The organism is Amycolatopsis sp. NPDC045836 (assembly GCF_056431745.1).
Window position 1 is genome coordinate 428,174 of record NZ_JBWKKF010000006.1, and the last position, 23,478, is coordinate 451,651.

At 72.3% G+C, this 23,478-nt stretch carries 18 protein-coding genes; 3 read left to right on the forward strand and 15 right to left on the reverse strand.

Annotated features, from left to right (window positions below; all coding sequences use genetic code 11):
* Positions 1-184: 184 nt before the first annotated feature.
* Positions 185-2,479 (reverse strand): serine/threonine-protein kinase, encoded by a 2,295-nt coding sequence (locus tag AC07EG_RS14215; protein ID WP_478253493.1) that lies wholly within the window; start codon positions 2,477-2,479, stop codon positions 185-187.
* 774 nt (positions 2,480-3,253) lie between these two features.
* Here AC07EG_RS14215 and AC07EG_RS14220 point away from each other — a divergent pair.
* Positions 3,254-3,916 (forward strand): hypothetical protein, encoded by a 663-nt coding sequence (locus tag AC07EG_RS14220; RefSeq protein WP_478253494.1) that lies wholly within the window; start codon positions 3,254-3,256, stop codon positions 3,914-3,916.
* Between the two features lie 126 nt (positions 3,917-4,042).
* On the opposite strand, the gene AC07EG_RS14225 is transcribed toward AC07EG_RS14220, so the two are convergent.
* From AC07EG_RS14225 to AC07EG_RS14285, 13 genes are all read right to left on the reverse strand, one after another.
* Positions 4,043-5,005 carry a glutamate ABC transporter substrate-binding protein gene (locus AC07EG_RS14225; RefSeq protein WP_478253495.1) on the reverse strand — a complete coding sequence of 321 codons (963 nt, stop codon included), beginning with the start codon at positions 5,003-5,005 and terminating at the stop codon, positions 4,043-4,045.
* Positions 5,002-6,441 carry a hypothetical protein gene (locus AC07EG_RS14230; protein WP_478253496.1) on the reverse strand — a complete coding sequence of 480 codons (1,440 nt, stop codon included), beginning with the start codon at positions 6,439-6,441 and terminating at the stop codon, positions 5,002-5,004. The genes AC07EG_RS14225 and AC07EG_RS14230 overlap by 4 nt, the downstream gene beginning before the upstream one ends.
* 96 nt (positions 6,442-6,537) lie before the next feature.
* Entirely contained in the window at positions 6,538-7,176 is a 639-nt protein-coding gene (locus AC07EG_RS14235; RefSeq protein ID WP_478253497.1) for a response regulator, read from the reverse strand.
* Positions 7,173-8,288: a sensor histidine kinase gene (locus AC07EG_RS14240; protein WP_478253498.1), complete on the reverse strand. Its 1,116-nt coding sequence runs from the start codon at positions 8,286-8,288 to the stop codon at positions 7,173-7,175. Before AC07EG_RS14240 ends, AC07EG_RS14235 begins: the two co-directional genes overlap by 4 nt.
* 140 nt (positions 8,289-8,428) lie before the next feature.
* Positions 8,429-8,632: a cold-shock protein gene (locus tag AC07EG_RS14245; protein WP_153036265.1), complete on the reverse strand. Its 204-nt coding sequence runs from the start codon at positions 8,630-8,632 to the stop codon at positions 8,429-8,431.
* Positions 8,633-8,867: 235 nt separating this feature from the next.
* The gene (locus tag AC07EG_RS14250) at positions 8,868-9,047 is read right to left on the reverse strand and encodes a hypothetical protein (protein ID WP_478253499.1); all 180 of its coding nucleotides are present in this window, start codon (positions 9,045-9,047) and stop codon (positions 8,868-8,870) included.
* A gap of 91 nt (positions 9,048-9,138) precedes the next feature.
* Complete coding sequence (locus AC07EG_RS14255; protein ID WP_478253500.1) at positions 9,139-10,776, reverse strand: thiamine pyrophosphate-dependent enzyme; 1,638 nt, start codon at positions 10,774-10,776, stop codon at positions 9,139-9,141.
* A 106-nt stretch (positions 10,777-10,882) separates the two neighbouring features.
* Positions 10,883-11,422, reverse strand: coding sequence for a hypothetical protein (locus AC07EG_RS14260; protein ID WP_478253501.1), 540 nt, complete (start codon positions 11,420-11,422; stop codon positions 10,883-10,885).
* 10 nt (positions 11,423-11,432) lie between these two features.
* The gene (locus AC07EG_RS14265; RefSeq protein WP_478253502.1) at positions 11,433-13,154 is read right to left on the reverse strand and encodes an ABC transporter ATP-binding protein; all 1,722 of its coding nucleotides are present in this window, start codon (positions 13,152-13,154) and stop codon (positions 11,433-11,435) included.
* Positions 13,151-14,818, reverse strand: coding sequence for an ABC transporter ATP-binding protein (locus AC07EG_RS14270; protein ID WP_478253503.1), 1,668 nt, complete (start codon positions 14,816-14,818; stop codon positions 13,151-13,153). Before AC07EG_RS14270 ends, AC07EG_RS14265 begins: the two co-directional genes overlap by 4 nt.
* A gap of 142 nt (positions 14,819-14,960) precedes the next feature.
* A complete protein-coding gene (locus AC07EG_RS14275) occupies positions 14,961-15,104 on the reverse strand; it encodes a SapB/AmfS family lanthipeptide (protein WP_478253504.1) in 144 nt (47 codons plus the stop codon).
* A gap of 22 nt (positions 15,105-15,126) precedes the next feature.
* Entirely contained in the window at positions 15,127-17,691 is a 2,565-nt protein-coding gene (gene lanKC, locus AC07EG_RS14280; RefSeq protein WP_478253505.1) for a class III lanthionine synthetase LanKC, read from the reverse strand.
* Between the two features lie 471 nt (positions 17,692-18,162).
* Positions 18,163-18,744 (reverse strand): TetR/AcrR family transcriptional regulator, encoded by a 582-nt coding sequence (locus AC07EG_RS14285; protein ID WP_478253506.1) that lies wholly within the window; start codon positions 18,742-18,744, stop codon positions 18,163-18,165.
* A 37-nt stretch (positions 18,745-18,781) separates the two neighbouring features.
* Between AC07EG_RS14285 and AC07EG_RS14290 the strand changes: the two genes are divergently transcribed.
* On the forward strand, positions 18,782-19,744 hold the full coding sequence (locus AC07EG_RS14290) for a hypothetical protein (RefSeq protein WP_478253508.1): 963 nt from the start codon (positions 18,782-18,784) through the stop codon (positions 19,742-19,744).
* 28 nt (positions 19,745-19,772) lie between these two features.
* Entirely contained in the window at positions 19,773-21,425 is a 1,653-nt protein-coding gene (locus tag AC07EG_RS14295) for an Hsp70 family protein (protein WP_478253509.1), read from the forward strand.
* A gap of 30 nt (positions 21,426-21,455) precedes the next feature.
* On the opposite strand, the gene AC07EG_RS14300 is transcribed toward AC07EG_RS14295, so the two are convergent.
* On the reverse strand, positions 21,456-23,300 hold the full coding sequence (locus AC07EG_RS14300; RefSeq protein ID WP_478253511.1) for an OmpL47-type beta-barrel domain-containing protein: 1,845 nt from the start codon (positions 23,298-23,300) through the stop codon (positions 21,456-21,458).
* Between the last annotated feature and the right edge of the window lie 178 nt (positions 23,301-23,478).

The window sequence follows — 23,478 nt, forward strand, 5'->3', positions numbered from 1 at the left end:
CACCCACAGGAGCAGCGCCGCCAACCGGGCACAGCCCAGCGGCCGCTCTATGGCGGGCCACCTCAACCCGGGTGCTCCCAACAGGAACAGCCCCACCAAACCAGCCGTCACCCCATGGCGAGCCACCGCAGCCGGGGCGCCCAACAGGGGTAGCCGCCCAGCCCCCCACCCCGCCCCGGTCCCCCTACGTCAACGTCCTCGGACGAATCGCATTCGCCTTGTCCACCAGCGCGATCCGCTGATCCGCCGTCCCCGCCAACCGCGCCAGGGTCCGGTAGCAGCGTTCCAGGCCGAACCGGAGTTCCCGCTCAGAACCCAGTTCGCAGCCCAGCACCTTCAACCCGCGGTGCGTCTCCGGCTTCGCCGCGCCCGCGCGCACCCAGCCGTAGGCCGCTTCGAGCACTTCGGCGGAGAGCCGGTTGCGGCGCTCGGCGTCCAGTGACAGGCGTTCGATGCGGGCACCGGCGTCGAGCAGGTCGCGGTCCGAGGCCACGCCGGACTCGCGGTTCGGCCGCGTCTTGATCTTGATCGCGGCCACCTGCGCGGCGATGTAGTGCGACGACGAGGACGACACCGACTCGAGCACCTCGATCGCCCCGGCCCGCGCGCCCTGCGCCAGGTACACCCGCGCGAGGCCGAAGGCGGCGCTGACGTAGCTGTGGTCGGTCTTCCACACCAGCTCGTAGAACCGCGACGCACCGAAGTGGTCGCCGTTGGCTTCGGCGCTGATCGCCAGCGCCAGCTTCGGTGCGATCTCGCCGGGCAACTCGTCGTAGACGGCGTCGAAGGCCACCTGCGCCACCCGCGGCCGTCCACCGGCCAGCTCGATCAGGCCGCGGTACCAGTCGATCCGCCAGTCGTGCGGGAAGCCGTTCTTCACCGCCAGGTACTGCGCGGCCTGCAACTGGCGGTTCGCCTCGGCCAGCTCACCGAGTTCGATGCGGGCCCGCACGATGCGCAGCCGCACCTCGATGGAGTTGTGCGGCGCGTTCACCAGCGCCTCGATCGCCTCGCGCGGATCGGCGGCCGCGGTGGTGGCCAGCACGCCAGCGGCCGGGTCGTCGGTGTCGACCTGCGGCACCGGCAGCCCGGCGACCACGTCCTCCGGGGTGGGCAGCGGCACCGGCTGCCCCGGCTCCGGCACCTCCATGTCCACGCCGAACGACCGGGTCTCCGGGCCGAACACGGTGGACGCGCCGGGCCGCGGTTTCCCGGTGCCCATGGCCATGATCTCGCGCAGCACCCCGGTCAGCTGGTCACCCATCTCCTCGGCGGAGAGGAACCGGCGGTCCGGGTCGGTGTGCGTGGAGCGCTTGAGGAACCGGTGGTAGGAACCGAACAGGGCGAACAGCGGCACCTGGTCGACCGGGGGCAGCGAGCTCTTGAACTTGTTGGTGTAGCCGGTGAACTCGAAGCTCAGCACGGCCAGCGTGCGGCCGACGGTGTAGAGGTCCGACGCCACCGAGGCGCCCTGCGTGGCCAGTTCCGGGGCGCTGTAGCCGGTGGTGAAGAACAGCGGGCTCTCGTAGTCGTCCATCCGCCGGACCGCGCCCATGTCGATCAGCTTGAGCTGCTCGTGGGTCTGGATCACGTTGTCCGGCTTGAGGTCGCAGTAGAGCAGGCCCTGGCTGTGCAGGTAACCGAGGGCGGGCAGGATCTCCAGGCCGTAGGCGATCACCTGGCCGATCGGCAGGGGTTCGGCGCGACCGGCGGTGCGGTGGTGCGCCAGCGCGAGCTGCCGCAGCGACTGCCCGCCGATGTACTCCATCACGATGTAGCCGACGGAGTTGCCGGTGACCGAATCCGGGTGCTGCACGAAGTTGTAGATCTTGACGATGTTCGGGTGCTCGACCTCGGCGAGGAACCGGGTTTCGTTCACCGCGGCGGCCATCGCGGTGGCGTCACCGGTGTCGATCAGTCCTTTGAGGACGACCCAGCGGTCGCTGACGTTGTGGTCTTGGGCCAGGTAGATCCAGCCGAGGCCACCGTAGGCGAGCGCGCCGAGCACCTCGTACTGGCCGCCGACGATCTCGTGCGGGCGCAGCTTCGGCTTGAAGGAGAAGGTGTTGCCGCACTTGCCGCACACCCCTTCCGGCGAGCCGGGCTTGCCGTCCTTGCCGCGGCCGACCTTGGCGCCGCAGTTGCCGCAGAAGCGCTTCTCCTCCGACACCACCGGATCGGTGAGCACGGCGGAGGCGGGGTCGCGGTAGGGCACCTGGGGCACGTCGACCAGCCCGGCCCCGAGCCTCCCGCGGCGCGAGGTGCGTGAGCCGGTGCGGCGGGAGGTGCCGGGGAAGGCGCCGGAGCCGGTGTGGGGGCCGGTGCCGGTGCCCGTACCGGTGCCGGGGTGCATGCCGTCGCTGCTGCTGGGCGGGAGCACGCTCTCGGTGCCGGGGTCGGGCAGGACGGGCCCGCTGGGCTCCGGCATCGGCGGGGGCGGCGTGATGCTCTGGGTGGCCGGCGCGGGCGCGGCGAGCACACTGGTCGGCTGCGCTTCGTCAGCGGGCCGATTGCCCTGGGCGGGGAAGCGGGGTTGCTGCTGCGCCGGGAAGGGTTGGCTCTGGGGTGCTTGGTGTTGAGCGGGGAAGGGCTGGCTGGGCGGGCCCTGGTTCGGCTGGAAGGGCTGGCTGGCGGAGCCTGCCTGGAGCGGCTGGCTCGGCGGGCCCTGCGGCACCTGGCCCGAAGGACCCTGACCCGACTGGAGAGACTGACTCGACGGGCCCTGACCCGGCGGGAAGGACTGACTCGACGGGCCCGCTTGAAGCGGTTGGCTTGCCGGACCTTGGCCCGGCTGGAGAGACTGGCTCGATGGGCCTGCCTGAAGCGACTGGCTCGAAGGACCCTGACCCGGCGGAAAGGACTGACTCGACGAACCCGCCTGAAGCGACTGGCTCGACGAACCCTGACCCGGCAGGAAAGGCTGGCTCGATGGGCCTGCCTGGAGCGATTGGCTCGATGAGCCCTGCCCCGCTGGAAGCGGCTGGCTCGATGGACCCTGGCCCGGCTGAACGGACTGGCTCGACTGCCCCTGGCCTGCTTGGAGGGGCTGGCTGGGCTGGCCGTGCGGCGGTTGGCTCGGCTGTGCCGGGAAGGGCTGGCTCGGCGGGCCCTGCGGCACCTGGCCCGAGGCTTGCCCGGCCGGGAAAGGCTGGCTTGACGGGTCCTGCCCCGCTGGAAACGGCTGGCTCGAAGGGCCCTGGCTCGGCGGTCCCTGGAATGGCTGCCCCGAGGGGCTCTGGCCCGGGTGGAGCGGTTGGCTCGGCGCGCCCTGACCCGGCTGGAACAGCTGGCCCACCTGGTTCGAGGGGCCTTGCGGCGCCTGGCCCGGGTGCGGCGCGGGGAACGGCTGGCTCGGGGGGCCCGGCGGTGGCTGCCGCACCGGGCGGAGGTCCTGGAGGGTCGGCTGGTCCGGCGCCGGGCGGCGCTGGTGCCCGGTGCGGTCGGCCTGCTCCTCGCCGCCGAGGACGTTCGGGGAGAGCCGCCAGCCGGTGCCGGGTTCGTCGGCGGAGGGCTCGGCCCAGCCACCGCCGGACTCGTCGGCGGGACGCTCGGCCCGGTCCCGGCGAGACTCGTCGACGGGACGCTCGGCCCGGCCACGGCGAAGCTCGTCGACGGGACCCTCGGCCCAGCCACCGCCGGACTCGTCGGCGGGACGCTCGGCCCGGTCACGGCGAGGCTCGTCGGCGGGGCGCTCACTCCGGCCACGTCGAAGCTCATCGGGGTGCTCACTCCCGCCCCCGCGGGACTCATCGGGGCGCTCGGCCCGGCCACCACCGCGCTCGTTGGCGGAGCGGTCGTCGGTGGGAGGCTCGGTCCAGCCGCGGCCGGGGTCGTCCGGCGCGGCGTGCCTCGGGCGGCGTGGCTCCTCCGACACTGCGTACCTCCAAGCGACCGCGGATCTCCCAGCCGATCCTAGATGGTCCCCACCCGCTCAGTGGCTCACAGCGCCGAACCGGGCAGGTCGCCGCACCCGGCGGGCCGGACGCCATCGGCCCCGACCGGGCACCAGCCATCCCCGATTCGTCCACTTAGGACACGGGAATCAACGGTACGTGGGCTGCGGCGGGCTGGCCGGGCCGAGGCTCTCCGACAGCCACCGGTTGTAGCTCTCCTGCCACGGCCCGCCCCGCACGGTGTCCAGCACCGCGTTCACGAACTTGATCATGTCGGTGTTCTGCTTCGGCACCCCGATGCCGTACGACTCCACGGTGAACGGCTCCCCCACCACCTCGGTGGTCGGGTCCTGTTCGGCCATGCCCGCCAGGATGGTGTCGTCGGTGGAGATCGCGTCCACCTGGTTCTGCTGGAGCAGGACCACGCAGTCCGACCAGTTCTCCACGGTGACCAGCACCGGGTTCGCCGGGTCGGCGGCGATCTCCTTCGACGAGGTCGACGTGGCGGTGGCGCACACGCGCTTGCCCGCCAGGTCGGCCATGCTCCGGACGTTGGCGTTCTTCGGCGCCAGCAACCGCTGCCCGGCGGTGTAGTAGACCGACGAGAAACCGACCTCCTTGAGCCGGTCGCAGGTGATGCTGAAGGTCCGCACCACGATGTCGACCGCGCCCTCCTTCAGCAGGTCGACCCGCTGCGCCGAGGAGATCGCCCGGTACTGGATGTGCGAACGCCAGGCACCACCGAAGATGGCCTTCGCCACCTCGTTCGCGATGTCGATGTCGAAGCCTTCGAGCTCACCGCTGGTCGGGTTGCGGAAGCCGAACAGATAAGTGGTCTGGTCGACGCCGACGATCAGCTGCCCGCGCTGCTTGATCTTGTCCATGGTCGAACCGGCGGGCATGCCGAGCCCCTCCGGCCGGAGGCTGGCCGTGGCGTTGCAGTCCTCGCCCTTGGGGCCCAGCGGCGGTTCGGCGCCCTCCACCACGTTCGCCGGGCGGGGCCGCTCGGCCGACGCGATGGGCGCGGGTTCGACCGGCGTGCCCCCGCCACCACAACCGGCGAGCAGAGCCCCCGCGGCCAACAGGGCGAGTGCGGTCCTGGTGCGTGTCATCGGTACTCCATCAGCCTTTCCCGGATCCCCATCGTCGCCCCGGCCGCGGCGACCACCGCGAGCACCGCGACGCCGGGCGCCAGCAGGGTCAGCGCGCTGTCGGCGGCCGAGGTCTCGTCGACGAACTCCTGCCTGCCGTCCCGGATCACCGCGACCAGGCTCTCGTCCATGCGCAGGAACGCCCCGGTGGAACCGCCGTTGACCCGCTCGTCGATGGCCAGGCTGACGGCTTCGGCGTACTTGCCGCTGTCGTCGTTCTCCCGGACCTTGCGGTGGGCGTCCAGCCAGACACCGGCTTCGCCGATCGCCCGGTCGATCTGCTCGGTGTTGCCCGCGTCGGCGGCCAGCGCGCGCAGTTCACCGAGCAGCCCGCCCCTGCGGTCCTCGCCGACCATCTTCGTGGCCAGCTCGGTGAACTCCTTCTCGTACTTGGCGCCGTCACCGCGCGCGACCAGGGTCAGCGTCTCGTCGGCGCGGGCCTGCTGCGCGGCGATCCGCGCCTGCACCGCGAGGTCCACCTGGCGGGTGCCCGCCTCGCTGCCGCTGCCGACCGCGATGCCCTGCAGCACCAGCGCCACCGCGCTCCAGAGCAGGGTGAGCACCACCGCACCGGTGGCCACCAGCAGGCCGACGTTGAGCACGCGGTTCGTCCGGCGCTTGAGGTGGACCTGGGTGGCGACCAGCGCGCCGAGCAGCGCGAGCACCAGCACACCGGCCACCCACGGCACGTCGGTGGCGTCGTCCTGCTCGGCCATCAGCCGCTCGGTGTCGATGCGGTACAGGTCCGCCGCGGCGGGCAGGATCTTCGTCCGCATCAGCTCGGACGCCTCACGCAGGTAGGAGGCACCGGCCGGGAAGCCCTGGCGGTTGTTCGCGCGGGCCGTCTCGATCAGCCCGGTGTAGACCGGGAACTGCTGGTTGATCACGTCCACCTGGGCCGCCGCCTCGGGCACCCCACCCGAGTCCGAGGCCGCCTTCGCCAGCGCCGACCCGGCTTCGGCCACGTCCCGCTCGTACCGCGAGCGCAGGGCGGGCGGCTCGGTGCCGGTGGCCAGGAACGCGCTCGCGGCGGTGGCGTCGGCGTCCGAAAGCGAGCGGTACACCTGCTGCGCCGCCACCGCCAGGGGTTCCCGGTGGTCGATCAGCTCGTTGATGGTGTCCTTCTTGCCCTGCACCGAGATCGCGCCGATGATGCCGGTGATCAACGCGAGCAGCACCAGGCCGACGGCGATCACGGACAGCCTGCCCGGGGTGGTGGCCGCCGACCGGACCACGGCGCGCACGGCGACACCCGGCAGGGAGAAGAGGCCGGCGAGCCCGGTGCGCGCCTCGCCGTCCGGAGGAGGTGGCGGCTCGGCGCCGGGCCCGCGCTGCGGCCCGGAGCTGGGTGGCCGGGCGGGCGCCGCCACGCCGCCGGTGCTGCCGGTGCTGCTCATCTGGGAATCCTCCACCCCTCCTGGCGTTCCGGGCATGAACGTATAGGAGATACCGCGACTCCGACCACCGACCTGCTGGCCACCACCGAATCGAAATCAGGCCAGCTCGTGCCGATAGGCATAGCGCACCGCTTCCGCGCGATTGCGCACGCCGATCTTGGCGAAGGCGTTGTTGATGTGCGTTTTCACCGTGGTTTCGCCGATGAACAGCTTCGCCGCGATCTCGGCGTTGGTCAGCCCGCCGCCGATCAGGCCGAGCACCTCGGCTTCGCGGGCGGTCAGCCGGTCCGGTGGCACGCGCGAGACCGGCGGGCCCGATTCGAACGCCTCGACCAGCCGCCGGGTCACCGCCGGGTCGAAGGCCGACTGCCCGGCGACCGCGCAGCGCAGCGCCGAGGCGATCTCCACCCGGCCGGCGTCCTTGGTCAGGTAACCGCGGGCCCCGGCCCGCAACGCGCCCGCGATGGACTCGTCGTCGGCGTAGGTGGTCAGCACCACCACGGCGACGCCGGGGTGCTCGGCGGTGAGCCGGGTGGTGGTCTGCACGCCGTCGAGCACCGGCATCCGCAGGTCCATCAGCACCACGTCCGCCTCGGTGCCGCCGTCGAGCAGGTCGAGCACCTGGCGGCCGTTCGCGGCGGTGCCGGTGACCACCACATCGGCGGCCATGCCGAGCAGGGCGGCCAGTCCCTCGCGCACGGCCTGCTGGTCGTCGGCCACCAGCACCCTGATCACCGGCGCAGTTCCGCCGTCACCAGCCATCGGTCTCCCCCGTCCGGTCCCGCCTCCAGCGTGCCACCCGCCAGCTCCAGCCGCTCGCGCATCCCGGTCAGGCCGAAGCCGTGACCGCGGGTCGGTGCGGTCGGCATCCGGTTCGACACCTCCAGGCGAACGCCCTGGTCACCGGCGCACAACCGCACCTCGACCGGGTTGCCGGGGGCGTGCCGGGCAGCGTTGGTCAGCGCCTCGCGGGCGACCGCGGTCAACGCCACGGCCGCCACCGACGGCACCGCGACCACCGTCCCCCGCAGGTCCAGGTCGACCGGCCCGCGGTCGCGCCGGTGCACCTCGACCAGCCGGGTCACCGCCTCCGGCAGCGACGGCAGGTCCTGCCGCAACGCGGCCACCGCCTCGCGGGCCTCGCCGAGGCCGTCCACCGCCAGCCGCCGCGACCGGCGGATGGTGAGCAGCGCGGCCTCCCGGTCGTCGCGTTCGGCCAGCAGCGCCTCCGCCAGTTCGAGCTGCACGCCCAGCGCGCCGAGGGAGTGCGCGAGCACGTCGTGGATCTCCCTGGCGATGCGGGTGCGTTCGTCCAGCGCCGCGGCCCTGGCGTGTTCGGCGTGCGCGCGGCGGGTCTGTTCGAGCAGTTGCTCGGTCTGCGCGACCCGGAGATCGGTCTGGCGGCGGTTCAGCCCGCACAACGCGGAGACGACCACCGCGGCGGTGGCGCCGCCGGTGTCCCAGGCCGAGCGCGCCCAGAGCACGCAGCCACCGCACACCAGCACCAGGTCGAGCGCGACCACCACGCCGATCAGCCTGCCGCTCGCCGAGGTGAGCCCGGCGAAGCGGCCGACGGTGATCAGGGTGATGATCGTCGCAGTCACCCCGACGGCCGGTCCGGCGAGCGCGGCGGCGGTGAGGGTGGCGGCGATCAGCATCGGCACGGCCAGCCGGGGGCGGCGGCCCAGCGTGGCCACGAAGACCAGCCAGGTCGCGGCCGAGAACGCGTACCCGGCCCAGATCCACGGGTCCCGGTCGTCGGAGACCACCAGGAAGAAGGCGATCAGCACGGTGCCGAGCGCCTGGACCACCACCCAGGAGGGGGCGATGCCGCCGGATTTGCGCACCCGGTCAGCCTAAGCCGGGCACGGCCCCGCGGAACCCGTCCTCGGGTGGAGATGGGGTGGAGAAGCAGGGAGAAACGGCGAAGGGGCCGCCACCGGTAGCACGGTGACGGCCCCTTCGACGAAGAGCTGAGGGGTCGAACTCAGATGAGGTTGACCGAGGTCGCCTGCGGGCCCTTCTGGCCCTGGCCGATCTCGAACTCGACGCGAGCGTTCTCCTCCAGCGTGCGGAAGCCGTTGCCCTGGATCTCCGAGTAGTGAACGAAGACGTCGCCGCCGCCGTTGTCGGGAGTGATGAAGCCGAACCCCTTCTCGGAGTTGAACCACTTCACGGTGCCCTGAGTCATATAAAAAATCTCCATGCGTAAAAACAAACGAGGAGCCAGGTCGGCACCTCGGGTCAAAACGGATCGGTTTGCTTCCCCACCGGGAACGCACTACGCCCGCTAAACCTTGCGAGCGTGGCTGAGAGAACGGGTGTCAGCACCCAGCACGAACACAAAAGCTTGAGACCACCGAAAGTAAAGCACACAACCGGGGCGGTCCGCCAGCGATCAGCCCGTCCGGGTGATCTCCCCGACCCTACTCCCCGGTACCGGCGGACGCGGCGGCCGCCTCGGCCGAGAACGGGGACCTGGTCACCGCGTCCCGGTCGGCCGCACTGGTCATCGACTTGATCGGCTCCGGCGCCTCGGTGTTGCTGAAGGCCACCGGCGCCACCCCGGACGCCAGGGCCGGACGCCCCGCTGCTTCGTTCCCCATGTTTTCGCCACCTCTCTCGCGGACCCCCGCGCTCGGTCCGTGTGGCGCCGATTCTGCCACGGCTCACCGACAAAATCCGGTCGGTGAAACGTCAGCTCTCCAGCCTCGACCGGAGCATGCTGCTCAGCCGCTGGTCGGGGGCGATCACGTCGGGATCGGTGCGCACGTCGACCACGCACGGCCGCTGCCGCATCAACGCGCTGGCCAGCGCCGGTTCCAGCTCCTCCTGGTCGTTCACGGTGTACCCGGCCGCGCCGAGCCCCCTCGCCCAGGAGGCGAAATCCACCGTGCCGACGGCCACCGAGGACAACCGGCCGTGCAACCGCGCCTGGTGCGCGGCGATCGCGCCGTAGAGCCCGTTCTGGAAGACCACCACGATCACCGGGGCCCGGTGCCGCACCGCGGTCTCGATCTCCTGCCCGGTCATCAGCGCACCGCCGTCGCCGACCATGGCCACCACGGTCCGGTGCGGTTCGGCCAGCTTCGCCGCCACCGCGGCGGGCACCGCGTAGCCCATCGCGCCGTTGCACGGGCCGAGTTGCGTCCGCGGCTGGGTGAAGCACCAGTACCGGTGCACGAACGCGGCGAAACCGCCCGCGTCGCTGGTCACCACGGTGTCCTCGGGGGCCAGCTGGCGCAGCGAGCGCACCACGTCGGCCGGGTGCACCGGACCGGACGCACCGCGCTGCGGTGGCCGCATGAACTCCCGGACCGCCTGGTTGGCCACCGTCCAGTTGCGCTTGCGGGGCGCGGCGGCCTGCCGCAGCTCGCTGAGGAACCGGGCCACGTCGGTGTCCACGTGGAAGGTGAGCCCGCGCCGCCGCGGGCCGGGGCGGCCGCCGCCGACCATCACCAGCGGCTGCGTGTAGGCCGGGTAGCGGTACCGCTGGGTGGTCACCTCGTCCAGCCGGGTGCCCAGCGCCAGCACCAGGTCGGCCTGCTCCAGCGCGCGCAGCTGCTCGTCCGGCACGCCGTGCCCGAGGTGGCCGGCGTAGTTCGGGTGGTTCTCCGGGAAGGCGTCCTGCCTGCGGTAGGCGGTGTAGACGGCCAGCCCGAGGTGCTCCACCGCGTCGATCAGCTGCTTGCGGGCCAGCCGCACGCCACCACCGGCGATGACCACCGGGTACCGCGCGTCGTCGACCAGCCGGGCCACCTCGCCCGCCAGGCGTTCCAGCGAGCCCGGCGGCACGGCCGCTTCGGCGGGCCGCTGCACCACGCTTTCGAACGGGCGGGCCCAGAAGTCGGCGGGCACCGAGAGCACGGCGGGTCCCTGGCGGCCGGTGTTCACCGCGTGCAGCGCTTCGGCCAGCAGGCCGGGCACCTCGTCCGCGGTGGTCGCCTGCGCGGTCCACTTCGCCAGCGGCGCGTACACCCGGACCAGGTCGACCTCGCCGAAGGTCTCCTCGCCGAGGTCGCCGGAGGGCACCTGGCCGAGCAGCACCACCATCGGCGTCTCGTCCTGGAAGGCGGTGTGCACCGCGGCGGCCATGCTCGCCGCGCCGGGGCCGTTGCCCGCCACGGCCACGCCGGGGGTGCCGCAGAGCTTGCCGTCGGCGTCGGCCATGAACGCGGCACCGGCTTCGTGACGGGCGGAAACCAGGTTCAGCCGGGGTTCCACCTGCAACGCGTCGAGCAGGTCGACGACGGACTCGCCGGGAACCGCGTACGCACGCCGCACCCCGGCCTCGGCCAGGAGGCGCACCACCGTGCGCGCAACGGTCAACCCCATGCGGCGTGCCACCCTTCGCTCCGCCCGAGCCGGGTCATCGTACCGGTATTCGGCGGTGGTCGAGCGAGGAAATTGTGCCAGTCTTACTGGTGAGTAACAAGAGGGTTCAGTGCTCGGGCGCCGGATCCACCAGCGGGCGCAGCGGCACCACGATGTGCTCGTTGAGCCATTCGCACTGCCTGCTCCAGAGCACCAGGGCGGCCGGGTCCGGGCAGCGCACCCCGTCCACCTCCTCGCCGCGCGACCAGCGCTGCACCCACTCGGTGATGGCGATGCAGACGTCGAGCGCGGCCGAACCCCAGCGGTACCGGTCCTCCCAGCCGGTCAGTTCCACCACCCCACCGCTTTCCGGCACCTCGGCCTCGACCTCGGCGAGCCGGTTGACCACCGGGAACAGGATTTCCAGCTCGGACAACCCGTTGCCGCCGCGCAGCCGGAGGATCGCCGAGACGCGGGGGTCCGGTTCGCGCTCGGCCACCCCGGCGGCGTGCTGGTCGAGCCGGCCGCGGACGATCCCGCGCAGCGTGGCGACGTGCTCGCGGAACAGGCTGAGGTAACCCGGGTGGAACACGCCGACCCAGTGCTCGCCGCGGCGGTCCCAGCTGACACCGCCGTCGAAGGGGTTACCGTCCGTTTCCGCTGTCACGGTGCGTAGGTTACGAGGCCCGCACCCGCACCGGTGTGCCGGTCCACGCCCGCATCATCCCGGCGTACCTGGCAGACTCGGCCAGCAGTCCTTCGTGCGTGCCGAGCAGGGTGTGGTCGCCGTCCATCACCAGCAGCCTGGACGCCCGCAGCGCCGAACTGAGCCGGTGCGCGATGACCACCAGGATGCCGCCCCTGGCGGCGAAAGCGCGTTCCGCGTGGGCTTCGGCGGCCGGGTCGAGGTGCGCGGTCGCCTCGTCCAGGATGATCACCTCGGCCTCGCTGGCGTACACCCTGGCGAGCCCGAGCAACTGCGCCTGCCCGGCGGAGAGCCCTTCGGCGGCGTGGCCGATTTCCCCGGACAGCCCGCCGAGCCGCTCCACCAGGTCACCGGCGCCGACCGCGTGCACGGCCTCGTGCAGCCGCTCGTCGGTGGCGTCCGGCGCCAGCAGCGCCAGGTTTTCCCGCACGGTGCCGGCGAAGACGTAGGCTTCCTGCGGGATCAGCGCGACCATCCGGTGCAGCGCCCCGGGTTTCACCGACCGCACCGGCACACCGCCGAGCCGGACCACGCCCGCCTGCGGTTCGAGCTGCCCGGTGAGCAGGCCCGCCAGGGTCGACTTGCCGATCCCGCTGGGGCCGACCACCGCGAGGTGCTCGCCTGCTGCGAGGTCAAGGTCCAGCCCGCGCACCACCGGTTCGGCGTGCTCGCCCCAGCCGAAGGTCAAGCCCCGCACGGAAATCGCCGGGTCCGGCGGTTCGGCCTCACCCCCGGGCGGCGGTGGCTCGGTGGCCACTTCGGACAGTCGGCGCAACGCCACCAGCAGGCGCAGCACCACCGTGCTGGCGGTGGACGCCAGGCCCTGCAACGCGGGCTGCATGGTGGTGGCGAGGTAGACCAGCGAACCGAGCGCGGCGCCCGCGGTCAGCTCACCGGCGGCCACCATGCCGGGGGCGTTGAGCAACACCAGCACCAGCGGGGAGAAGCCGCCGATCGCGATGACCAGCGTGCGCATCGCGGTGGCCTGCGCCATGCGCACCGCCGCCTTCGCCTGCTCGTCGACGGCGTCGAACACGGCCATCCCGGCGGTCAGCTCGGCCCCGCAGGCCACCACGTCCCGCATCCCGGCCAGCACCCCGCCGGCGACTTCGGCGGTGCGCTCGTCGGCCACGGCCACCGCGCGCTGCCGGGACGCGAGCGCGGGCAGCAGGCAGGCGAACAACGCCAGCGCGCTGAGCACCGGGATCGCCACCAGCCAGGCCAGCCCGCCCGCCACGGTGAACAACCCGGCCAGCGCGGCGACCGTGGTCACCAGCATGCCGCGGGCCTGCACCAGCAGTCCGGCGGTGGCGTCGCGGATGACCTCCACGTGCTGGGTGATCCGGGCGACCCCACTGGCGTCGGGGGCGTTCCGGCTGGTGGCGCCGTTGCGCAGGACCCCGCCGACCACGGCGGTGACCAGTGCGTCGCGGATCGGCTCGATGACCGTGCCGAGCTGCCGCCAGACCAGTCGTGAACCGAGTGCACCGGCCACCGCGACCAGCGCGAACACCAGCAGCCACAGCACCCCGGTCCACGGCGCGCCCGCCGCGAAACCGCGGTCCACCGCCAGCGCGACCAGCCGCCCGGACAGGAACGCGGGCACCGATTCGAGGATCGAGCAGCCGAACAGGACCAGCCCGCCCCGCCACTGCCCGCCGAGCGAAGACCAGTAGAGCCGGGAAACGCTCATTCGCCGTCCTCGGTGAAAACCGCGCGGTACCCGGGTTCCCGCCACAGCACGTCGTGCGGGCCGACTCCGCGCAGCCGCCCGTTCTCCAGCCACGCCACCAGATCCGCGCGGGCGGCGGTGCCGGCGCGATGGGTGACCACCACCCTCGTGCGGCCGGGCAGGGCGTTCTCGATGGCTTCGTCCACGCGGACTTCGGTGACCGTGTCCAGGCTGGCCGTGGCGTCGTCGAGGACCAGCACGCGCGGATTCCGCACGATCGCGCGAGCCAGTCCGAGCCGCTGCGCTTCCCCGCCGGACAACGGGGTCTCCGACAGCGGCGTCCGGTAGCCGCCGGGCAGGCGCACCACCAGGTCGTGCACCTGCGCGGTCCGGCAGGCGTTGCGCACGGCGACCTCCCCGGCCCAGGTGCCGTACGAAACCGCGTCGGCCACGGTGTCCCCGAGCAACGCGGGCCGCTCGAACGCATACGCCACGTGGTGCCGCAGCACCTCGGGACGCAGGTCGCCGGTGGACACGCCGTCGAGCAGCACGCACCCGTCCTCCGGCTGGACCAGCCCGCCGAGCACGCCGACCAACGCGGACTTCCCGGAGCCGGATTTCCCCACCACGGCGAGGAAGGTGCCACCGGGAACGGTCAGGCCGACCTCGTGCAGCGCTCCGGGAACGGTGATCCGGCGCAGTTCCACCGCACCGGGACCCGGCTGGACATCGGTGTTCCCGCGGGGCGGCAGCGGGGAATCGAGCACCTCGCTGATGCGGTGGGCGCACCCCCGTGCCCTGGCGAGCGTGGTGAGCAGCGGGATCTGCCCGACCAGGCCCATGCCCAGCGCGACGTAGCCGAGCGCGGCGAGCACGTCGCCGACGCTCAGGCGGCCCTGGAGCACGCCGAACCCGGCGGCGATCAGCACCGCGACCTCGGCCGCGGGCAGCAGGAGGGCGGCCCGCCAGATCATCCGCGCCTGGGTCTGCCACATGCCCGAACCGGCCCGGCCGAGTTCGGGCAGCGGCCGCAGCACGCGGTGGGTTTCCCGGTCGGCGAGCCCGGAAGTGGTGATGGTGCGCAGGCCGCGCACGGCGTCGAGCAGGCGCGCGGAGATCTCACCGGACACGCGCTGGTAGGTGAGCACGTCGTCGGCGGTGTGCTTCAGGTGGGAGCGGGCGAGCCAGAGCGCGATCGGCACGCTGCCGAGGAAAACCAGCGCCAGGCGCCAGTCGAGCACCGCCAGCAGCACGACGGCGCCGACGGACAGGCAGGCCGCCGAGCCCAGCTGCACCAGGATCGAGGCGACCGAACCGGCGCTCACGCAGTCGCCGGTGAGCCGGCTGATGGCGTCGCCGTCGGCGAACGGCGAGCGGGTGCCGAGGCCGAGCAGCCGCCGGGTGAGGCGCCGCCGCAGGTTCGCCGTGGCGGTGCTGGTGACGGCGACGGTGAGCAGGCCGCCGAGCACGTCGGCGGTGATGTCGACGGCCCCGAGGGCGAGCAGCGCCAGCACCTGCGGCCAGCTGCGCTGACCGGAGATGGCGGCGTCGACCGCGGCGGCGAGCGCGCCGGGCAGCAGCAGCCCGGCGGTGGTGGCGGCGAGCGCGGTCAGCAGGATCAGCGCCAGCCGGGTGCGGTCCTGCCCGGCCACGTCGGCCAGCAGCCGGTCACCCGCTCCCGCCATCGCGTCCCACCTTCCGAACGAAACTTCCGCCCGGCGACCCGGACCGGTTCAATGAAAGGACGCGGGAGCGGCGCACTTGGCCTGTGCCGCTCCCGCGTCTCACCTCTCGACCCGGGTGGGGCCGGGCGTGCTACGACCTAGCTCAGTGGCAGGTCAGCAGCGAGATGGTGCTGTTGTCGCAGGAGGCCAGCAGGCTCAGGTTCGAGCCGCCGCCGCCACCGCTGCCGCCACCGAACTGGGCGCCCTCGGTGTCTTCCATGGCCTGCAGGTCCAGAACGAGCTCCATGGTGGATCCTTTCGTCGGGTGTTCATCCGCCGGTCGTGCTCGACCGGGGTCCGTGGGACAGGAACGGCAGCACGGCGCCGTGCCCGTCGAGGGTGGCGGCCAGGGCGAGGAGCACCCCGGCACCGCCGGTGTTGACGTCCATCGACAACCGCAGCAGCTGGTTGCCGGGGAAGGCGATCCCGTCCTGGTACGGCAGCGCGTACCAGGAGAACCGCGAGAGGTGCAGCTCCACCGCCGCCTTGGCGACCGGGTTCCCGGTCCGCCTGGCCTCCGCGGCCAGGGTGACCATCAGCCCCGCCCGGCCGAGCATCAGGCCGGGGTGGATGACGAACTCGCCGCGGCAGGCGTCCAGCAGCCGGGGCAGCTTCTCCAGGCACGGGTCGTCCGGGCGGTGGGCGGCGAACTCCTCGGCCACCAGCGCCACCCCGGCGCTGCCCATGCCGATGTAGGGCAGCGTGCGGCTCCCGCCGTCGTTCACCTGGAGCGAGCCGTCGTCGGCGGGCACGCACTCTTCGAGGTCGCGTTCGATCGCCTTGGCCGCGAGGTCCAGCCACGACTGCTCGCCGGTGGCCTCGAACAGCCGCACGAACAGCAGCGCCGGACCGGACCAGCCGCTGAGCAGCCCGGCCCTGGCGAAGTTCGCCGGACCGCCGTCGGCCGCCAGCGCGGTGCCGAGCCGTTCGCCGATGCCCTCGGCGTCCCGGCGGTAGCCCTCGCTCTGCCGGGTACCGGCGAAGTGCAGGTAGTTCAGGCCGATGCCGGCCAGCCCGCCTTCGAGGTTGTGGTCGGTGGTCTGCTCGACCAGCGGCCGGGACGCTTCGAGCAGCTCGATCGCCCGGTCGTGGTACCCGAAGTTCTCCAGCACGTGGGCGATGCCGTGCGTGCCGTCGTAGAAACCGGGGCGGCTGGGCGGGGTCCGGTGCAGCGCGTCGAGCAGCCACTGCTCGTGCTCGGGGTAGCGGCCCTCACCGGAGGCGTGCAGGGCGTGCAGCACCCCCGCGGCGCCGTAGCCGAAGGCGAGGCCGCCGGTCTCGAACTGCTGGATGTCGCCGGGGAAGAGCCGGTCTTCGCGGTCCGGGGTGGCGCTGGCCAGGATGGCGGTCGCGATCGACTTGCGCACCACGGTCCAGTCCGGCTTCGGCTCGTCGAGCTGGGTGGCCGCGGACCGCTCCTCGGCGTCGCCCCGCGGCGTGAGCACGCGGAGGATGCGCTCGCCGTAGCCCTCGGGCAGCGGGAAGCGGCTCTCGATGAAGTCCACCAGCGACTCGAGCTTGAACGGGGCCAGTTCGAGCAGCGTGTTGAGCGGCAGGAACAACCACAGCCGGAGGGCGGCGAGCGCGTATTCGTCGATCTCGAAACCGGTGCGGTCGCCGCGGGCCCGGAAACCGGGGGCACCGAGCGCGGGCTTGGTCTCCTCTTCGACGCCCGCCGCCAGCTCGAAGTCGATCAGCGACACCCCGTCGTCCTCGTCGACCAGGATGTTCAGCGCGTGCAGGTCACCGAAGATCACCCCGCGCTCGTGCACCGCGGCCACCAGCCGCTCCACCCGGTCGAGCAGCGCCAGCGCCCGCTCGGTGAACTCGGCGAGGTCCTGTTCGGTGGCGTCCCGCCGGGTCAGCGGGTAGTTGCGGGCCAGCCAGGCACCGACCGGCTTGCCCGGCACGAACTGCATGGCCAGGAAGTGGTGTTCCCAGACCTGGAACCGGTCGTAGACCTCGGGGATGCCGGGGATGCCGGCAAGCCGTTCGAGGATGCGGTGCTCGCGTTCGAGGCGGGTCACCGCGTCGACCAGGTCGCGGTCCAGGCCGGCGTGCGGCCGCGCTTCCTTGAGCACCAGTTCGCGGTCGTCGGACAGGCGGTTCGCCAGGTAGACGCCACCGCCGTTGGAGAAGTGCAGTGATTTGGTCACCTTGTACGGGAACTGCGCGGGATCGCCGCCCTTGCGGGCCGCCAGTGCGGGCGCCAGGCATTCCGGCAGCTCCACCCAGTCCGGCACGTGGAAGCTCGGCCCGCGCTTGTCCGGCACCAGGGTGCCGTCCGGACGGCGGATCGCCAGCACCCGGGTGCCGTCGGCCTCCACCCACTGCTCGGCGAAGCCGCCGTAACGGGCGTAGAGCGGCCCGTCGCCGTAACGCAGATCGCTGAGAATGTACGGGCCGGTCTCACCCTTCAGCTCGGCGGAAAGGTCGGTGAGCACCCGGCGGAGGCTTTCTTCGTCCGGCGGGTAAATCGTCAGCAGTTTTCCACTGCCGTCACGGGGTGCGTATTTCGAATTCCGCGCCAGCAGGATCGACCTGGTGCGCAGGTGCTTGAAGGCGATGCGGTGCGCGAGGCAGTACTCGGCCACCGCGAGCAGCACGCGATCGGCGTTGGCCATTCCGGCCGAGACGTGGACCTTCCAGCCCTGAGCAGGCAAAACCGCGCCTTGGGGGGAGAGCGAGCGCCAGATGCCGCGCTCCCCGGACCGCCAGCCGGACCCCGGCGACGGCAGCACGGCGGCGAAATCGTCTTTCACCTGGCCGGCGTCGCGCTGTTCGTCGAAGAACAGCGGATCCGCGAAGCAGAATGCTTCGTAACGGAGGTCCATCCAGCAAAAACCTTTCTCAAGGGAGATTTCCCGGCGCCGAGCGGCGGTTTTCCGATGCCGCAATATTTCCGCACGCCGGGGGGCCGGCGGCCAATCCGCCATTTCGGCGTTTCGGCCGAGCCGACCGGAGCAGCGAAACGGGACTTACTGACGAGTAGGTCAACAGTGTGTCAACATCAAGGAAACTTGGTTCACCCGGTCGGTGCGTAACGAGCGAGGTCAACAGCAAAGCCGCTGGTAGGACCGCTTAAGACGGACGCACTAATTCATTCTGACGAGGAAGCCCGACTTGGTGATCGCTTTTCGTTGGCATGGTACGAGTCGCGGGCGCCAGGTCAAGGTGCGTCCAGAATGAGGACGGCAGAATTACCCACATCGCCGAGCCGGCGCCTTCCGGCCAGCGGCAACTTGGCACCGTAGCGCGCTCCAAGTGGGGCACCGGAGCAGCTCACCGGTCTGGACCCCTCGGGCTCAACCGCCGAGCAGCCAGCCGATCAACCGGCGGAATTCGGCGAGTTCCGCCTCCGGGTCGAAGTCGTCGGCACCGGCGGCGAGGAAGGTGGCGTCGGCGACCCGCTGGATCCAGGCGGCCACCCGTTCCGGCGGGAAGGCCAGGCGCCCGGTGTCCGTCCGCCGCAGCAGTTCGACCAGCGTTTCCCTGGTGCGCCGCTCGTCGGACGCCATCAGTTCGGCGAACTCCGGGTCGCGGTTGACCTGGAGCAGGATGGCCGCCATCAAGCCGGGCACCAGCGGATTGGCCAGGTCGGCCACCAGGTGCTCGACCACCCGGTGCACCCCGGCGACCGGGTCGGGCGAGGCCAGTGCCGCCGCGCAGACCTCGGCGGTTCGGGCCAGGTCGTCGGCGAACAGGGCGTGGAAGACGTCCCGCTTGGTCGGGAAGTAGTGGAACAGCGTGCCCGAGCCGATGCCGGCGCGGCGGCAGATGTCCGCGGTCGAGGTGCCGTCGACGCCCGCCGCGGCGAACTCGTGCGCCGCGGCCTCGAGGATCCGGGCGCGTTTGCGGGCGTGCTGCTCGGGGTTGACGGTGCGCATCGGCACCCAGGATAACCCGAGTGCGTACTCTGGTTATATGGACGTGCGCGGCATCTCCTACGCGGTGGCCGGGGACGCGGCCGAGGACCTGCGGGTCATCCGCGAGGACCTGCACTGCACCACCGTGCTGCTGGCCGGGTTCGACAGCGCGCGCCAGCTGGAAGCCGCCCGGCAGGCGCTGGACCTGGGGCTCGACGTCTGGCTCGAACCGCAGATCGGCGACCGCCCGCACGGCGAGGTGCTGGCCTGGCTCGCCGAGACGGGAGCGGGTGCCGAGGCGCTGCTCGCCGAGCACCCCGGCCGGATCACCCTGGTCGTGGGCTGCGAGTACTCCCTGCGGCTGCGGGGCATGATCCCCGGGCGGTGGGAGTTCCTGCGGCTGCAGGTGCTCATGCGGTGGCTGAAGCCCTTCCGCGGTCGCACCACCCGGGTGCTCAACCGCCTCCTGGCCCGTTCGGCCGCCGTGGCCCGCGGGGTGTTCAGCGGTCCGCTCACCTACGCGGCGGGTTACTGGGAGGACGTCGACTGGACGCCGTTCGACCTGATCGGCGTCAACCTCTACCGGCTGGGCACCGACGCCACCGACCCCACCGCCTACGAACGACGGCTGCGCGCCCGGCTCGACGCGGCGGACAAGCCGCTGGTCGTCACCGAATTCGGCTGCGGTGCGCACGCCGGCGCCGACGTGCGCGGCCCGGCCTCGTTCCTCATCGTCAACTGGTTCACCGACCCGCCGCGCCTCCGGAAGGGCCACCGGCGCGACGAGCACACGCAGGCGGCCCACCTCGGTGAACTGATCGACCTCTACCGGCGCGCGGGGGTGCACGGCGCGTTCGTGTTCACCTACTGGATGCCGGACTTCCCGCACGACCCCGATCCGGCGCACGACCTCGACATGGCCGGGTTCGGCGTGGTCAAGGTGACCCGTGACGGCGAGCGCCTGCCCAAGGCGGCCTTCACCGCGGTCGCGGATCGCTATTCGGCCACAACGCCCACGTGAACCCGATCTTCTGATTACCGTCTGGCCCGTGCGTGAACTCGCTGTCGACTTCGGGACCTCCAACACGGTCGCCGCACTGCGGACCGGGGGCGGGCCCGCGCGCCTGCTGTTGTTCGACGGGTGGCCGGTGCTGCCGTCCGCGGTGCTGCGCGGGCGCGACGGCACCCTGGTCGTCGGCCGGGAAGCGCTGCGGGGCGCCCGGCTCGACCCGGCGCGGTTCGAGCCGCACCCCAAGGAACGCATCGACGAGGGCGAGGTGCTGCTCGGCGACGCCGCCGTGCCGGTGGTCACGCTGATCGCGGCGGTGCTGCGCCGGGTCGCCGCCGAAGCGCCGTCGGCGGACCGGGTGGTGCTCACCCACCCCGCCGACTGGTACAGCTCACGGCGCGCGGTGCTGCTGGCGGCGGCCCGCGAGGCGGGCTGGCACGGCGACGTGCGGCTGGTCGCGGAACCGGTCGCCGCGGCCACGCAGGCCGCCGACGTGCCGCCGGGGCAGGCGGTCGCGGTGTTCGACATGGGCGGCGGCACCACCGACGTCGCGGTGCTGCGGCGCACCGGCACCGGCTGGGACGTGCTCGCCGAAGCCGGCCTGCCGGACTTCGGCGGCCGCGACCTCGACCACCTGCTGCTGGAGCACCTGCACGCCGACCGGGTCCGCCCGGACGACGCGGCGGGCCGCCGGGCGGCCCGGGCACTGGCCGAAGACGTGCGGGCGGGCAAGGAGGCGCTGTCGCAGTACTCGCAGACCGACATCCCGCTCCCGGCCCCGCTGCCGGACGCGCACCTGACCCGGCAGGAACTGGAGACCCTGGTCGAACCGGCGCTGCGGCGCGCGGTCGAACTGCTCGCGGAGACCGTCGGCGACACGCGGCTGGCCGCCGTGCACCTGGTCGGCGGGGCGACGCGCATGCCGCTGGTGGCGCGGTTGATCAACCAGCGGCTGGGATTGCTGCCGACGATCGTCGATTCCCCGGAGACCAGCGTCGCACTGGGCGCGCTGGGACCGGCACCGGTGCCCCTGTCGCCCCCGCCACCGCCGCTACCCCGGTCCACCCCGATGCCGTACCAGCCGGAAGAGGCGAAGAAGCCGCCGAAGGGCGCGATCGCCGCGGTGCTCGCGGTGGTGCTGCTGGCCGCCGGCGCGGTGACCGCGGCGGTGCTGCTGCGACCGGAAATCGTCGGCACGGCCGTGGCCGCCTCGTCGGCGGGGTCCACCGCCCCGCCTTCGCCATCGACCCCACCCGCGCCCGCCGCCTTCCGCGGCGACGAGCCGCTGATCGCGTTCGCCGGTCCCGCCGTGGAGAAGGCGGGCGAATGCGTGAACGCCCTGGGCACCAACAGCCAGGGCGACCTGTACGGCGCGCGCAACCACGTGCGCTGCCGGTTCGAGGTCGAGGGCACGGCGTACTTCGCGAACTACCTGTCCTCGGACGACGCGCAGACCTGCCAGCAGCTCAACCAGGAGTTCCTCGAACTGCCGGGCACCCAGTGGCTCAACGAACTGGCCTGGACCGACGGCGAGCTGCGTGGCAAGTCGCACGACATCTCCAGCCCCAGCGGCAACACCGTGCTCTGGTACACCGATTCGAACGCCCTGTGCGCCTTCTTCGGCGCCGGGAGCGAAAGCAATCCGCCGGTGGACCGGGTGCACGCGGCCTGGCAGCAGATCATGGGTGCGTAGCGGTCCGCCACGCACCCATGATCCGGGAGGTCACACCGCGTTGGCCGTCTGCATGCCCACGTCGGAGTTGATCGCCGCGGTGATGATCCGGTCCCGGTTCGGGCCGGTCAGCACCCCGTTGGTGACCAGTTCCTTGGTCACCGCCTTCACGTGCCGCACGAACTTGGTGTGCGTGGCGTACTCGGCGTTCTCCGCGATCACGTCGTTGATCGTGCAGCCGTTGCCGATGTCCACGTTCTTCACCTGGCTGTCGATCCCGCCGATGATCACCGTCGCCCGCAGGTCGGAGTCCGGGCAGACGTCCTGCCCCGGCCCGGAACCGCCCTTGACCACGCTGAACGTGCCGGTCCGCTCGTCGGCGACGTTGCCTTCCTTGTCCGACGCCCGGTACTTGACCGTGTGCGTGCCGACCGCGGTCACCGGCACCGGAGCCGAGTAGACCGCCCACGCGGCCCCGTCGAGCTGGTACTCGACCTTGTCCACGCCCGAGCCGGTGTCGGTGGCGGTCAGCGTGACCGTCGCCTTGTCGACGTAGGCCCAGTTCGAGTTCTGCGTGCCGGACACCGACATCGAGGTCTTCGGCGGCTCGACGTCCCCGCTGCCCTCGACGACGGTGAACGCCGACGAACCCTCCTGGGAGGCGTTGCCCGCCTTGTCCGTGGCCCGGAACTTCACCGTGTGCTCGCCGAGCGCGGTCACCGGGACCGGCGCGGTGTAGGCGGTCCACGCGCCGCCGTCGAGCTGGTACTCGACCTTGTCGACACCCGAACCCTCGTCGGTGGCGTTCAGCTTGACCGAAGCCGAGCCGACGTACGCGCCCTCGGAGTTCTGCGTGCCCTCGATCACCGCGGCGACCACCGGCGGGGTGGTGTCCTCGACCGGGCCGTCCTCGACCACGGTGAAGTGCGCCATGCCCTCCTGGGAGGCGTTGCCCGCCTTGTCGGTCGCGCGGTGGTGCAGCATGTGCGCGCCCGGCGTCGAGACCACGACCGGTGCGGTGTAGGCGGTCCACGCCCCGCCGTCGAGCTGGTACTCGACCTTGTCCACGCCCGAACCCTCGTCGGTGGCGGTCAGCGCCACCGAAGCCGAGCCGACGTACTCACCGTTCTCGTTCTGCTCCCCGGTCACCTTCGCGGTCACCACCGGCGGGGTGGTGTCCTCCCCGCCGCCGCCTTCGACCACGGTGAACGAGGACATGCCCTCTTCCGAAGCGTTGCCCGCCTTGTCCGTGGCGCGGTAGTGGACCATGTGCGCGCCCACCGCGGTCACCGGAACGGCCGCGGTGTACGGGGTCCAGGCACCGCCGTCCAGCTGGTACTCGACCGCGTCGACGCCGGAGCTGTCGTCGGTGGCGGTCAGCTCCACCGAAGCGGAACCGACGTAGTTGCCGTCGGCGTCCTGCGTACCGGTCACCTTCGCGGTGACCACCGGCGGGGTGGTGTCCTCCTCGCCGCCGCCCTCGGTGACGGTGAACTCGCCCTGCATCGAGCTGTGCCCCGGCAGCGCGCAGAAGTAGCGGTACTTGCCCGGGGTCAGCGTCACGGTCAGCTCGTGGCGGCCCTTGTTCGCGTCGGTCGGGCTGGCGGTGATGTTGACCCGGGCGTCGTGGTTGTACCCGGGGGTGGAGGTGTCGAAGGTCAGCGTGTGCAGCATGCCGGTGTCGTTGCCGGTCGCCGCGCTGTTCTCGAAGACGATCGTGGTCTCACCGGCGACCGCGGTGGTGGGTGCGGAGGTGTACGCGAGGACGTTCTCGTCCGAGGTCCAGGTCAGCGTCTGGGCCGCGGCTCGGAGCGGCGGCGACGCCGAGGCCGGCAGCACCACCAGCCCCAGCATGGTCAGCGCCGCGGCCAGCGCGGCGAGCATTCGTCGGGACATAGCGGGAGGAACCTTCCTGAAGGGCCGGGCGGGGGGGGGGGGGGGGGGGGGGGGGGGGGGGGGCGGGGGGGGGGGGTGGGGGGGGGGGGGGGGGGGGAGGAGGGGGAGGGGGGGGAGGGTGGGGGAAGAGGTGGCCGCGGGGGCCCGCGAGGGGTGTCGCATGGGGGTTTGGCGGGCG